Below are 13,846 nucleotides of genomic sequence, written 5' to 3'. Positions count from 1 at the left end.
TGCGGCGCCGCGCTTGCGATCGCCACTGGGCTAACGGGCCAGCGTGACGAGACCGAGCTCGTTGCTGGCGGCCAGCATGGGGTTGTTGGGCAGCACGCGCACCGTGTATCCCACCGCACCGGCCAGCGGCAGGGGCGTGGTCGTCGAGAACACCTGGTTGCCACCCTCGGCGGTGCCGGTATAGGACATCTCGACGGTGACCGGCTCCTGCAGCGCGTCGCCGGCGTCGACCCTGCCCACCAGCGCCTGCACCGTGACCTCGTCGGGCGCCAGCCCGTCGAGCTGCACGGTGGCGGTCAGGGTCAGCTTGGAGCCGAGCACCGGGGTGTCCGGCAGGCCGGTGCTGTCCACATCGGTGATGGTGATCTTGGGCCACGCGTCGTGGGCGCGCCGGCGATACGCGGCCAGCTCGCGGGCCGCGTCGAATTCTGCGGCGCCGTCTTCGGCCGCGGTGGTCTTGCGCAGCGATGCCGCCGCCGGGGTGTAGTACTGCTCGACGTAATCGCGAACCATGCGGGACGCCAGCACTTTCGGGCCGAGGGTCTGCAGCGTGTGGCGCACCATCTCTATCCACCGCGGCGGGACCCCGCGTTCGTCGCGCTCGTAGAACTTCGGTGCCACCGCCTGCTCCAGCAGGTTGTACAGCGCGGTGGATTCCAGGTCGTCGCGCCGGGCCTCGTCGGCCACGCCGTCGGCAGTCGGTATCTCCCAACCGTTTTCGCCGTCGTACCACTCGTCCCACCAGCCGTCGCGGATGGACAGGTTCAGCCCGCCGTTGAGCGCGCTCTTCATCCCCGACGTGCCGCAGGCCTCCAAGGGCCGCAGCGGGTTGTTCAGCCAGACGTCGCAGCCCCAATACAGCAGCCGGGCCATCGACATGTCGTAGTCGGGCAAAAAGGCGATGCGGTGCCGCACCTCCGGGCGGTCGGCGAACCGCACCACCTGCTGGATCAGCGCTTTGCCGCCGTCGTCGGCGGGATGCGATTTGCCGGCGACGATCAGCTGGATCGGCCTTTCCTCGTCGAGGAGCAGCTGTTCGAGCCGATGCGGGTCGCGCAGCATCAGCGTCAGCCTCTTATAGGTCGGCACCCGCCGGGCAAACCCGATGGTGAGCACGTCCGGATCGAAAGCCGTTGCTATCCAGGCCAATTCGGCATCCGGTGCGCCGCGCTCCTGCCACGAGCTGCGCAACCGTCGCCGGACATCGTCGACCAGCAGCGACCGCAGTTGTGAGCGGATCCACCACAGGTGGCCGGCATCGACCTCCTGCAGCCGCAGCCACACCCCGGGATCGCCGAACGAGTCCGACCCGGCCAGCTCGCGGCCCAGCTGCAACCATTGCGGCGCCGCCCAGGTGCGCGCGTGCACGCCGTTGGTGATGGAGCCGATCGGCACCTCCTCCGAATCGAAGCCCGGCCACAGCTCGTTGAACATGGCCCGGCTGACCCGGCCGTGCAACAGCGAAACACCGTTGGCCCGTTGGGCCAGGCGCAGGCCCATGTGGGCCATGTTGAACTTGGTCGGGTCGTCCTCGGCGCCGAGCGCCATGATCCGCGCGGTCGGCACGCCCGGCAGCAAGGCGGGCGCACCCTTGGCCCTTCCCGCGCCGTCGGCGTCGAGGCCGTCGTCGAAGTACAGCCGCACCATCTCGACGGGGAACCGGTCGATGCCGGCGGGCACCGGGGTGTGGGTGGTGAACACGGTCGCCGACCGCACGACGGTCAGCGCGGTGTCGAAGTCCAGGCCGGAATCGGTGATCAGCTCGCGGATGCGTTCGGCCCCGAGGAATCCCGCATGCCCCTCGTTCATGTGCCACACCTCGGGCGCGGGCAGCCCCTCGATGGCGGTGAACGCACGGATGGCGCGCACCCCGCCGATGCCGGCCAGGATTTCCTGACGCATCCGGTGTTCCTGGTCGCCCCCGTACAGGCGGTCGGTGACGCCGCGCAGCTCGTGCTCGTTTTCGGGGACGTCGGAATCCAGCAGCAGCAGCGGAACGCGTCCCACCTGCGCGACCCAGACCCGCGCCCGCAGCTGCGCGGAGTCGGGAAGCGCCAGTTCCACCAGCACGGGTTCGCGTGCGGCGTCGGTGAGCAGCCGCAACGGCAGCCCTTGCGGGTCCAGCGCCGGGTAGGTCTCGTGCTGCCAGCCGTCGGCGGTGAGCGACTGCCGAAAGTAACCAGAGCGGTAGTACAGGCCCACGGCGATCAGCGGGACGCCCAGGTCGGACGCGGACTTCAGGTGGTCACCGGCGAGGATGCCCAAGCCGCCGGAGTAATTGGGCAGCACCTCGGCCACGCCGAACTCCATCGAGAAGTACGCGATGGCGGCGGGCAGCGCGGCGCCGGCGTGCTGCCGCTGCTGGTACCAGAGCGGACGGCTCAGGTAATCGTTCAGGTCGGCACTGAGCTCGTCGAGCCGGCCCACGAATTGCTCGTCCAGCGCGAGTTCGTCGAGCCGCGCCGGGCTCACCGCACCGAGCAGCGCCACCGGGTCGGAGCCGCATCGCGCCCACAGCGTCGAGTCGATGGCCGCAAACAGGTCTTGCGTGGGCTTGTCCCACGACCACCGCAGGTTGGTCGAAAGCTGATCCAGCGCGGCGAGACGCTCGGGCAAATGAGCACGGACGGTAAAGCGGCGAAGGGCTTTCACACGTCATTACCTTACTGAGGATTCCGCCGGCCGCAGGGCGAGCGACTGACCTTCGGCTTCGGGGGTGTGTGACGGCGCACTAGGGTGGGTATCGGTTAGTTGTTGGGGCCGCAACGATGCGGTCCGTCAGAGAAAGCCCCCACGACAGGAAGTTTCCGAGAGGCGAGGCATTCCGCGACGAAGCACTGCGCGGTCTCGCCACGACGATCGAAACGCCTGCGGTGACGATGCGGCCCGCGCGGCGGGCCGAGGAGGAACCGGAGAAGCCGAACGGAGTGTTTGTGCCCGGTCGTGTCGAGATCGATAACGTCCAGCCCGTCGTCTCCTGCGGCGCGTACCCGGCCAAGGCCGTGGTCGGTGAGATGGTCCCCGTGAGCGCCGCGGTCTGGCGAGAGGGCCACGAGGCCGTCGCAGCAACCCTGGTCGTGCGCTACCTCGGGCGGCGGTACCCGCAGGTCGGCGAATCGCGCCGGATCAAGGCGGTGCAGGCCCCCGAACGTCCCGCACCCGCCCTCGACGGCAAGGCGGCGGAGCAGCGGATCAAGCCGCTGCTGCTGCCCATGACCGAAGGTCAGGAACCGTACGTCTTCCACGGTGTTTTCACCCCCGACCGGGTCGGGCTGTGGACCTTCCGCGTCGACGGATGGGGTGACCCGATTCACTCGTGGCGCCATGGGCTGGTCGCCAAACTCGACGCCGGCCAAGGCGAGAAGGAATTGTCCAACGATCTGTTGGTGGGCGCCGCGCTGTTCGAGCGCGCGGCGACCGGTGTGCCCCGGGCGCGCCGCGATCCGCTGCTGGCGGCCGCCACGGCGTTGCGGGCCCCCGGGGACCCGGTCACCCGCACCGCGCTGGCCCTGAGCCCGGAGATCGAAGAGCTTTTGGCCGCTTTCCCGTTGCGGGACCTGGTCACCCGCGGCGAACAGTTCGGGGTGTGGGTCGACCGGCCGCTGGCGCGCTTCGGCGCGTGGTACGAGATGTTCCCGCGCTCGACCGGCGGCTGGGACAAGAAGGGCAAGCCCGTGCACGGCACCTTCGCCACCGCGGCCGCACAGCTTCCGCGGATCGCCGACATGGGCTTCGACGTCGTCTACCTCCCGCCCATCCACCCGATCGGCAAGGTACACCGCAAGGGCCGCAACAACTCCCCCACCGCCGCTCCCGGGGACGTGGGATCCCCGTGGGCGATCGGCAGCGACGAGGGCGGCCACGACGCGGTCCACCCCGACCTGGGCACGATCGACGACTTCGACGACTTCGTCGCCGCGGCACGCGATCTGGGCATGGAGGTGGCTTTGGACCTGGCGCTGCAGTGCGCACCCGACCACCCGTGGGCCCGCGAACACCGGCAGTGGTTCACCGAGTTGCCGGACGGAACCATCGCGTACGCGGAGAACCCGCCGAAGAAGTATCAGGACATCTACCCGATCAACTTCGACAACGATCCCGCGGGTCTCTACGACGAAGTGCTGCGGGTGGTCCGGCACTGGATCGACCACGGCGTCAAGTTCTTTCGGGTCGACAACCCGCACACCAAGCCTCCGGACTTCTGGGCCTGGCTGATCGGCCAGGTCAAAGACGCCGATCCCGATGTGCTGTTCCTGTCCGAGGCCTTCACCCCGCCGGCCCGCCAGTACGGCCTGGCCAAGCTCGGCTTCACGCAGTCCTACAGCTACTTCACGTGGCGCACGGCCAAGTGGGAGCTCATCGAATTCGGCAACGACATCGCCGCCCTCGCCGACTTCCGGCGGCCGAACCTGTTCGTCAACACCCCCGACATCCTGCACGCGGTACTGCAGCACCACGGTCCCGGCATGTTCGCCATCCGCGCGGTGCTCGCGGCGACCATGGGCCCGGCGTGGGGGGTCTACTCGGGCTACGAGCTGTTCGAGCACCGCGCGGTGCGCGAGGGCAGCGAGGAGTACCTGGATTCCGAGAAGTACGAGCTGCGGCCTCGCGACTTTGAGCGCGCGCTCGCCGAGGGCCGGTCGCTCGAGCCGTTCATCAAGCAACTCAACACGATTCGACGCCTGCATCCCGCGTTGCAGCAGCTGCGCACGATTCACTTCCACGGCGTCGACAACGACGCGCTGCTGGCTTACAGCAAGTTCGACCCGGCCACCGGCGACTGCGTGCTGGTCGTGGTGACACTCAACGCGTTCGGGCCCGAGGAAGCGACGCTGTGGTTGGACATGGCCGCATTGGGTATGGAGCCCTATGAGCGGTTTTGGGTGCGCGACGAGATCACGGGTCAGGAATTCCAATGGGGGCAGTCGAACTACATACGCCTCGACCCATCGCGGGCGGTCGCGCACATCATCAACATGCCGCTCATACCGTACGAATCCCGAAACACGCTGTTGCGTAGGAGGTGACGGGCTTTGAGCCGAACGGACGAACTCGCCGGACTAAATCTGGCGCCCGACCCAGCTGATCTGGCGCGCCTGGTGGCGGGCGCGCACCACAACCCGCACGGCATCCTGGGGGCCCACGAGTACGGCGACCACACGGTCATCCGCGCGTTGCGCCCGCACGCCCGCGACGTCGTCGCGCTGGTCGGTGGCGACCGGTTCCCATTGCGGCACATCGAATCCGGCCTGTTCGCGGTGGCACTGCCGTTCGTCAACCTCATCGACTACCGGCTGGAGGTGACCTACGAGGGTTCCGATCCGCACGTCGTCGCCGACGCCTACCGCTTCCTGCCCACCCTGGGTGAAGTCGATCTCCATCTCTTCGGCGAGGGCCGCCACGAACGGCTTTGGGAAGTCCTCGGCGCTCACCCCCGCTCGTTCACCACGGCCGACGGCGTGGTGAACGGGGTGTCGTTCGCGGTGTGGGCGCCCAACGCCAAGGGCGTCAGCCTGATCGGCGAGTTCAACGCCTGGACCGGCAACGAGGCGCCCATGCGGGTGCTGGGCTCCTCCGGGGTGTGGGAGTTGTTCTGGCCCGATTTCCCGGTGGACGGCCTGTACAAGTTCCGCGTGCACGGCGCCGACGGCGTGGTGACCGAGCGTGCCGACCCGATGGCATTCGCCACCGAGGTGCCGCCGCACACCGCGTCGCGGGTCACGCGCAGCAGGTACACGTGGGAGGACGCCGACTGGATGACGCGGCGCGCGCAGCGCAACCCGGTTTTCGAGCCGATGAGCACCTACGAGGTGCACCTGGGGTCCTGGCGCCCCGGGCTGAGCTACCGCCAGCTCGCCCGGGAGCTGACGGACTACGTCGTGGAGCAGGGCTTCACCCACGTGGAGCTGCTGCCGGTCGCCGAGCACCCGTTCGCCGGCTCGTGGGGCTACCAGGTGACGTCGTACTACGCGCCCACGTCGCGCTTCGGCACGCCCGACGACTTCCGGGGGCTGGTCGACGCGCTGCACCAGGCCGGCATCGGGGTGATCGTGGACTGGGTGCCGGCGCACTTCCCGAAGGACGCCTGGGCGCTCGGCCGTTTCGACGGCACCCCGCTGTATGAGCACGCCGACCCCAAGCGCGGGGAGCAACTCGACTGGGGGACCTACGTCTTCGACTTCGGGCGTGCGGAGGTGCGCAACTTCCTGGTGGCCAACGCCTTGTATTGGCTCGAGGAGTTCCACATCGACGGCCTGCGGGTGGACGCTGTCGCGTCGATGCTCTACCTCGACTACTCACGTCCGGAGGGCGGTTGGACGCCGAACATCTACGGCGGCCGGGAGAACCTGGAGGCGGTGCAGTTCCTGCAGGAGATGAATGCGACGGCGCACAAGGCCGCGCCCGGCATCGTCACCGTCGCCGAGGAGTCGACGTCGTGGCCTGGCGTGACCCGGCCGACAAACCTTGGCGGCCTTGGCTTTTCGATGAAGTGGAACATGGGCTGGATGCATGACACGCTCGACTACATCAGCCGCGACCCGATCTATCGCAGCTTCCACCACCACGAGATGACCTTTTCGATGCTGTACGCGTTCAGCGAGAACTACGTGCTGCCGCTCAGCCACGACGAGGTGGTGCACGGCAAGGGGACCCTGTGGGGCCGGATGCCGGGCAACAACCACGTCAAGGCCGCGGGGCTGCGCAGCCTGCTCGCCTATCAATGGGCGCACCCGGGCAAGCAATTGTTATTCATGGGACAGGAATTCGGCCAGCGCGCCGAGTGGTCCGAGCAGCGCGGTTTGGATTGGTGGCAACTCGACGAACAGGGTTTCTCCAACGGCGTTCTGCGCCTGGTGCGCGACATCAACGAGATTTACCGCAGCCACCCGGCGCTGTGGAGCCAAGACACCATTCCCGACGGCTATTCCTGGATCGACGCCAACGATTCCGCCAACAACGTGTTGAGTTTCCTCCGATATGGAAACGACGGCTCGGTAATGGCGTGCGTATTCAATTTTGCCGGATCCGAGCACAGCGGTTACCGTCTCGGCCTGCCCTACGCGGGCCGCTGGCGCGAGGTGCTCAACACCGACGCGACCGTCTACAACGGGTCTGGGATCGGCAACATGGGCGGGGTCGACGCCACCGAGGACCCGTGGCACGGCCGTCCGGCTTCGGCAGTGCTGGTCCTGCCGCCCACGTCGGCGCTGTGGCTGGAACCCGAATAAAAAGCGGTCGGCGCCGCTTATACCGCTTGCATTGCGATAAGTAAAGCACCATTTAATCGCCGCTCCAGTAAAGCCGAGCTACTTTCCGAATTTCGGAAAGTCTGGATATGATCCACTCCCCAGGCGTCATCGTCGCCGTACTCGCTGGGAGGCAGGCATGTCGTTCGTGTTCGCGGTACCAGAAATGGTTTCGGGGGCGGCGTCGGATTTGGCAAATATCGGTTCCACAATTAGCACGGCCAGCGCGACGGCGGCGGCGCCCACGACGGGAATGGTGGCCTCGGCCGCGGACGAGGTGTCGGCGAGCGTAGCGGCGTTCTTTTCCGCGCACGGCGCGCAGTACCAGGCGATCAGCGCGCAAGTGGAGGCCTTCCATTCAGAGTTCGTGCAGGCAGTGGCGTCGGGCGCGATGTCGTACGCCGCCACCGAGGCCGCGAACGCCTCACCGTTGCAGGGCCTGGAGCAGCAGCTGCTCGGCCTCGTGAACACGCCCACCGAGTTGCTCCTGGGCCGCCCGCTTATCGGCAACGGCGCCAACGGCGCACCGGGCACCGGGGCGCCGGGCGGCGCCGGCGGGATCCTGCTCGGCAACGGCGGCGCCGGCGGGTCCGGCGGGCTCGGGCAGCCGGGCGGTAAGGGCGGGGCCGCAGGCCTGTTCGGCATCGGCGGGGCGGGCGGTGCCGGCGGCGGTGCCGCGACCGCCACGAGCAACGGCGCGGCCGGCGGCGCCATCGGCAACGGCGGCGGCGGCGGCGCGGGCGGCAACAGCCTGGTGCCGACGGGTGCCGGCGGGGCCGGCGGCGCGGGCGGCAGTGCCGTCCTGGTCGGCGACGGCGGTAACGGCGGTAACGGCGGAGTCGGCGGGGCGACGGGTCTCGGCGGCACCGGCGGTGCCGGCGGCACGGGCGGGGTGCTCGGCCTGCCCGGGATCAACGGGATATCGGGCCCGTAAGGCTGGACTCAGTACAGCGCGTTGGCCAGGTTGCGCCGACCGGCGACGACCTCGGGGTCGGCGGGATCGAAGAGCTCGAACAGCTCGATCAGCCGGGTGCGCACGCGGGTGCGTTCGTCGCCGGATGTGCTGCGCACCAAGGCGATCAGGCGCTCAAACGCCGCGCTCACGTCCTGGTTGAGGATTTGCACGTCGGCCGCGGCCAACGCGGCGTCGATGTCGCCCGGCGCGGCATCGGCCGCCGCGACCGCATCCGGGCGTTGCGCCGTTGCGCGCGTAAGGAATTCGATCTGCCGGATCGCACCCTTGGCTTCGACGCTGGCCGGGTTGGCGTCCAGGATCGCCTGATACGACTCTTTGGCGGCGTCGAAATCGCCGTCCTCGAGTTGTTGGCGCGCCTGGGCCAGCTGCGGATCCACTTCCGCTTCTCCGGAACCGCTTGGGCCCCTGAGCTTTCCGGCCGTCGCCGAAAGCAGCGAGTCCACCCACCGGCGCAACTGGTCGGGCGGCTGAACGCCCTGAAAGCTCGACAGCGGCTGACCGGCGGCCAATGCCACGACGGTCGGCACCGCGTCGACGCCAAATATCTGGGCCACCCTGGGCGTCACGTCGACGTTGACCGTCGCCAGCGCCCACGTGCCGCCGTCCTCGGCGGCCAGGTCGGACAGCGTCTCGAGGAGCTGGACGCACGCGTCACTGCGCGGCGACCACAGCAAGACCACGACCGGGACCTCGTCGGACCGGACGATCACTTGTTCCTCGAAATTGGCCTCGTTGACCTCCGTGCCACCCGGCGTCGCGGGCGCCGCAGGGCCCGCGGGGCCGGCGGAGGAAGCGTTCTGCTGGGCTCGCTGCTTGAGGCCGGACAGGTCGACCGCACCGGCCAGTGCGGGCCCGATCGAGGGTCGCGGACGCGTCACGCCGTCAAGTCTGTCATGCGCTCCGCACACCGAGCCAGCCGGTCGCGCCGACGCTCCTGCCCGGGCGAATCGGCCCGAACCCGCGCCCATACGGACCGTTACCGGGTGTTATGACCAAGATCACAAACTTTGCCCCCAGCTAACTTCAGCAACGGCGGCGGGTGTGCCTAACCGGCCCGCAGGATCAGGGCGTCACCCTGGCCGCCCGCGCCACAGAGGGCCGCTACGCCGTAACCGGACCCCCGCCGCGCCAACTCCAGGGCGACGTGCAAAGTGATCCTGGCGCCCGACATGCCGATCGGATGACCGACCGCGATCGCGCCGCCGTTGACGTTGACGATCTCGGGATCGACGCCAAGTTCACGGGTCGAGGCCAGGGCCACCGCGGCGAAAGCCTCGTTGATCTCGACGACGTCGAGCTGGTCAACGGAGATGCCCTCTCGGCCGAGCGCTTTCTTGATCGCGTTGGCCGGCTGGGACTGCAGCGTCGAGTCCGGACCGGCGACAACGCCATGCGCGCCGATCTCGACGAGCCAGGAAAGGCCGAGCTCCTGCGCTTTCGCCTTGTTCATCACCACCACCGCGGCCGCGCCGTCGGAAATCTGCGACGCCGAGCCGGCCGTGATGGTGCCATCGCGGCGAAACGCGGGTTTCAGGCCGGCCAGGGACTCCGCAGTGGTGTTAGCGCGAATCCCCTCGTCCTCGGCGAACTGCAACGGATCACCCTTGCGCTGCGGGATATTGACCGGCACCACTTCGTCGGTGAAGACGCCGTCCTTCCATGCCGCGGCCGCCTTCTGGTGGGACCGCGCAGCGAACTCGTCCTGCTCCTGCCGGGTGAACTTGTCGAGGTCGTTGCGCTGCTCGGTGAGCGCGCCCATCGGCTGGTCGGTGAACACGTCGTGCAGGCCGTCGTAGGCCATGTGGTCGCGCACCGTCACGTCGCCGTACTTGTAGCCCGCCCGGCTGTCCATCAGCAGGTGGGGCGCCTTCGTCATCGACTCCTGGCCGCCGGCCACCACCACGTCGAACTCGCCGGCGCGAATGAGCTGGTCAGCCAGGGCGATGGAGTCGATGCCGGACAGGCACATCTTGTTGATGGTCAGCGCCGGAACGTCCCAGCCGATGCCCGCAGCGACCGCCGCCTGACGGGCGGGCATCTGGCCGGCGCCGGCCGTCAGCACCTGGCCCATGATCACGTACTCGACCGCCGACGCCGGCAGCTGGGCCTTCTCGAGCGCCCCGGCGATCGCAATCGCGCCCAGGTCGCTGGCCGAGAAATCCTTCAGCGAACCCATCAACTTGCCGATGGGCGTCCGCGCCCCAGCAACTATCACCGACGTCGTCATGAGTACCTCCTGAGCGTGCCCGGACGGCCGATTCGGCATCCTGGAGAAGCGCAATCTTTGCCGTCAGGTTACCGTTACGTGATGACGACCGATCAAGTTGACGCCCGTCACCTCCTGGCAACCTCCTTGGTGACCGGCCTGGATCACGTCGGCATTGCGGTCGCCGACCTGGACGCCGCCATCACCTGGTACCACGACCACCTCGGCATGATCCTGGTGCATGAGGAAGTCAACGACGACCAGGGCATACGCGAGGCGATGCTGGCCGTCCCCGGGACCACCGCCCAGCTCCAGCTGATGGCCCCGCTCGACGACTCGTCGACGATCGCGAAGTTCATGGAAAAGCGCGGACCGGGCATCCAACAGATGGCCGTTCGGGTCAGCGACCTGGACGCCATTTGTGAGCAGCTGCATGAGCAGGGCGTGCGACTCGTCTACGAGGCGCCCCGCCGCGGCACAGCAAACTCACGGATCAACTTCATCCATCCCAAGGACGCCGGCGGGGTCCTGATCGAGTTGGTCGAGCCGGCCTCCTAGGAGGGCTCCGGAAGCGGCGGAATCCGCCGAGTGTGCGGCTGGCCGCACCTTCGGTCTTCGGGCGCGGCGAGCCGCACATTCGTGATGGCATGCCGAGATTTCAAGACCACTTTCGGGTCGGGCCGCGAGTGGCGCGGTTAGCCCAGCACGGCGTATGCCAATGCCGCCGGTCATCGGCTCCCTGCGGCCCTTCGGCGGGCCACACCACCAGATGTGGAGTGCCGGAACCGATTTCGTGATCGCAACCGGGGCAGCGATAGGTCTTGACCGCGCGGGCCGCGGCGACCGGGCGCACCTCGTATTCGTAACCGTCCGGGCCCGTCTCCACCCGGTGCGGAACCGGCGGGAGCGACACCGGGCGCTGCCGGCGTGGCGGTGTACGGCGCCGAGGCATGCCCGACAGTCTAGTTAAGCGCGTCAGAACAACCGGTATTCATCGCTGTCCATACCGCGCATCTTGTCGTAATCCAATGTGACGCAACGAATCCCGCGGTCGGTGGCCAGCGTGCGCGCCTGCGGCTTGATTTGCTGAGCGGCAAAGATCCCCTTGACCGGTGCCAGAACGCTGTCGCGGTTGAGCAACTCCAGATAGCGGGTGAGCTGTTCGACCCCGTCGATCTCGCCGCGGCGCTTGATTTCGACCGCGACCGAGCCACCGCGCTCGTCGCGACACAGCAGATCCACCGGTCCGATCGCGGTCATGTACTCGCGGCGGACCAACGTGTATCCCTCGCCCAGCAGCTGGACGTGTTCGGCGAGCAACGCCTGAAGATGCGCCTCGACGCCGTCCTTCACCAAGCCGGGGTCGACACCCAGGTCGTGGCTGGAGTCGTGTTCGATCTCCTCGACAGTGATGCGCAGCTGCTCGCCGGCCTTGTTCTCCACCACCCACAGCGGCGCCTGATCGCCGGAGCCGCCCGCCTCCTCGGTCAGCCAGCACGGCGGGCTCATCCAGTTCAACGGCTTGTAGGCACGGTCGTCGGCGTGCACGCTGACCGACCCGTCGGCCTTGAAGAGCAACAGCCGCCGCGCCGACGGCAGGTGTGCGGTGAGCCGGCCGACGTAGTCGACGGTGCATTGGGCGATGACGAGGCGCACCCGACTCACCTTAGAGCTTGGGCGACAAATTAGGCTTGCGCCACCATGTCGTCCAAAAAGAGCATGGCGCAACGTATCGGCCGGGTGCTCGAGCGGATTACCCGCCAGAGCGGCCGCCTGCCGGAAACGCCTGCGTACGGATCCTTGCTCCTCGGGCGGGTATCGGAAAGCCAGCGACGTCGCCGCATCCGCATCCAGATCATTTTGACCGTGCTGGTCCTGGGCGCGAACTTCATCGGCATCGGGGTCACGCTGCTGTTGGTGGCGGTCGCGATTCCCGAGCCGAGCGTGTTCGACGACGCGCCGGCCTGGCTCACCTTCGCGGTCGTGCCCGCCTACGTCGCGATCGCCTTGGCGCTGGGCACCTATTGGATCACCCGCCAGACCGTGCTCGCCCTGCGCTGGGCGATCGAGGAGCGCAAGCCCAGCGGCATCGACGAGCGGAACACCTTCCTGGCCCCGTGGCGGATCGCCATCGCCGACCTCATCCTGTGGGGACTCGGCGCGGTGGTGTCGACCATCCTCTACGGCCTCGTCAACACCCAGTTCATCCCGCGGTTTCTGGTCTGCGTGAGCTTTTGCGGGGTGCTGGTGGCCACGGGCAGCTATCTGCTCGCCGAGTTCGCGCTGCGCCCGGTGGCCGCTCAGGCGCTCGAGGCCGGGCCACCGCCGCGACGGCTGTCGGCGGGGATCATGGGCCGAACCATGATGGTGTGGTTTTTGGGATCCGGCGTGCCCGTCATCGGCATCGCCCTCCTGGCGATGTTTCAGATCCTGATGCGGAACCTGACCGAGACCCAGTTCGCGGTCGGCGTGCTGATCATCTCGTTCGCCACCCTGATCTTCGGCTGCCTCCTGATGTGGATTCTGGCCTGGCTGACCGCGACACCGGTGCGGGTGGTGCGCGCGGCGCTGCGGCGCGTCGAGCAGGGCAATCTGCGCGGCGACCTGGTGGTCTTCGACGGCACCGAATTGGGCGAGCTGCAGCGGGGTTTCAACGCGATGGTCAATGGCCTGCGCGAACGCGAACGCGTGCGCGATCTCTTCGGCCGGCACGTCGGCCGCGAGGTCGCGCTGGCCGCCGAGCGCGAGCGACCGAAACTCGGCGGCGAAGAACGCCACGTCGCCGTGGTCTTCATCGACATCGTCGGCTCCACTCAATTGGTGACCACGCAACCGCCGACCCAGGTCGTCGAAGTGCTCAACCGGTTTTTCGCGATCGTCGTCGAGGAAGTGGACCGCCATTGCGGACTGGTCAACAAGTTCGAAGGCGACGCGTCGCTGGCCATCTTCGGGGCCCCCAACCGCCTGGACTCGCCCGAAGACGCGGCGCTGGCCGCCGCGCGCTGCATCGCCAAGCGCCTTGCCGGCGAGATGTGCGAGCTCGACGCCGGCATCGGCGTCGCGGCCGGCCAGGTCGTCGCCGGCAACGTGGGCGCCAAGGAAAGGTTCGAATACACCGTCATCGGCGAGCCGGTCAACGAGGCCGCGCGACTGTGCGAACTGGCCAAGTCCCGTCCGGGCAAGTTGCTTGCGACCGCCGGCGCGCTCGAGGGCGCCAGCGAAGACGAATGCGCCCGTTGGTCTTTGGGCGACACCGTGACCCTGCGCGGGCACGAGCGCCCCACGCGACTGGCCCAACCGGTTGAGGTCGCCCGGTCCGATCGCTGATCCGCGTTGACAACGCCCGTGGTCAGTGCCGATGAGCGTTGTCGATAGAAATCCCTTATCGGACAATAGAAATCGCGCCTTGACCGCGAG

Annotated in this window: 10 protein-coding genes; 5 read left to right on the top strand and 5 right to left on the bottom strand. The window is 68.1% G+C overall.

The window, feature by feature from the left end; all coding sequences use genetic code 11:
- Positions 1-30: 30 nt before the first annotated feature.
- Positions 31-2,652, bottom strand: coding sequence for an alpha-glucan family phosphorylase (gene glgP / locus MTAB308_RS24610; RefSeq protein WP_077102963.1), 2,622 nt, complete (start codon positions 2,650-2,652; stop codon positions 31-33).
- Positions 2,653-2,933: 281 nt separating this feature from the next.
- On the opposite strand from glgP, the gene MTAB308_RS24605 reads away from it, so the two are divergent.
- The 3 genes from MTAB308_RS24605 (at position 2,934) to MTAB308_RS24595 (ending at position 8,181) form a co-directional block, all read left to right on the top strand.
- Positions 2,934-5,027: an alpha-1,4-glucan--maltose-1-phosphate maltosyltransferase gene (locus MTAB308_RS24605; RefSeq protein ID WP_216823693.1), complete on the top strand. Its 2,094-nt coding sequence runs from the start codon at positions 2,934-2,936 to the stop codon at positions 5,025-5,027.
- A 6-nt stretch (positions 5,028-5,033) separates the two neighbouring features.
- Positions 5,034-7,229: a 1,4-alpha-glucan branching protein GlgB gene (glgB, locus tag MTAB308_RS24600; protein ID WP_077102961.1), complete on the top strand. Its 2,196-nt coding sequence runs from the start codon at positions 5,034-5,036 to the stop codon at positions 7,227-7,229.
- 157 nt (positions 7,230-7,386) lie between these two features.
- Positions 7,387-8,181, top strand: a complete 795-nt coding sequence (locus MTAB308_RS24595; protein ID WP_077102959.1) for a PE family protein — start codon at positions 7,387-7,389, stop codon at positions 8,179-8,181.
- Between the two features lie 8 nt (positions 8,182-8,189).
- On the opposite strand, the gene MTAB308_RS24590 is transcribed toward MTAB308_RS24595, so the two are convergent.
- Together MTAB308_RS24590 and MTAB308_RS24585 are read right to left on the bottom strand one after the other, a co-directional pair.
- Complete coding sequence (locus MTAB308_RS24590; protein WP_077102957.1) at positions 8,190-9,101, bottom strand: tetratricopeptide repeat protein; 912 nt, start codon at positions 9,099-9,101, stop codon at positions 8,190-8,192.
- Positions 9,102-9,268: 167 nt separating this feature from the next.
- A complete protein-coding gene (locus MTAB308_RS24585; protein ID WP_077102955.1) occupies positions 9,269-10,450 on the bottom strand; it encodes an acetyl-CoA C-acetyltransferase in 1,182 nt (393 codons plus the stop codon).
- A 78-nt stretch (positions 10,451-10,528) separates the two neighbouring features.
- On the opposite strand from MTAB308_RS24585, the gene mce reads away from it, so the two are divergent.
- Entirely contained in the window at positions 10,529-10,987 is a 459-nt protein-coding gene (gene mce / locus MTAB308_RS24580) for a methylmalonyl-CoA epimerase (RefSeq protein ID WP_108637400.1), read from the top strand.
- Between the two features lie 100 nt (positions 10,988-11,087).
- Here mce and MTAB308_RS24575 read toward each other — a convergent pair whose 3' ends face one another.
- Together MTAB308_RS24575 and nucS are read right to left on the bottom strand one after the other, a co-directional pair.
- The gene (locus tag MTAB308_RS24575) at positions 11,088-11,381 is read right to left on the bottom strand and encodes a hypothetical protein (protein WP_077102953.1); all 294 of its coding nucleotides are present in this window, start codon (positions 11,379-11,381) and stop codon (positions 11,088-11,090) included.
- Between the two features lie 23 nt (positions 11,382-11,404).
- On the bottom strand, positions 11,405-12,085 hold the full coding sequence (nucS, locus tag MTAB308_RS24570) for an endonuclease NucS (RefSeq protein ID WP_077102951.1): 681 nt from the start codon (positions 12,083-12,085) through the stop codon (positions 11,405-11,407).
- Positions 12,086-12,130: 45 nt separating this feature from the next.
- Here nucS and MTAB308_RS24565 point away from each other — a divergent pair, with 45 nt between their 5' ends.
- Positions 12,131-13,756 (top strand): adenylate/guanylate cyclase domain-containing protein, encoded by a 1,626-nt coding sequence (locus tag MTAB308_RS24565; RefSeq protein ID WP_077102949.1) that lies wholly within the window; start codon positions 12,131-12,133, stop codon positions 13,754-13,756.
- Positions 13,757-13,846 lie beyond the last annotated feature (90 nt).

The sequence above is a fragment of the Mycobacterium terramassiliense genome, from assembly GCF_900157385.1.
GTDB classification, from domain to species: Bacteria; Actinomycetota; Actinomycetes; order Mycobacteriales; family Mycobacteriaceae; genus Mycobacterium; species Mycobacterium terramassiliense.
Note: the sequence above shows the minus strand (reverse complement) of the source record. Positions and strands in the feature narration are given on the sequence as shown.

Excerpts from the sequence above, each read along its gene's own strand:
- MTAB308_RS24595 (WP_077102959.1), top strand. The coding sequence starts at position 7,387 with ATGTCGTTCGTGTTCGCGGTACCAGAAATGGTTTCGGGGGCGGCGTCG.
- MTAB308_RS24585 (WP_077102955.1), bottom strand. The coding sequence starts at position 10,450 with ATGACGACGTCGGTGATAGTTGCTGGGGCGCGGACGCCCATCGGCAAG.
- MTAB308_RS24575 (WP_077102953.1), bottom strand. The coding sequence starts at position 11,381 with ATGCCTCGGCGCCGTACACCGCCACGCCGGCAGCGCCCGGTGTCGCTC.
- MTAB308_RS24565 (WP_077102949.1), top strand. The coding sequence starts at position 12,131 with ATGTCGTCCAAAAAGAGCATGGCGCAACGTATCGGCCGGGTGCTCGAG.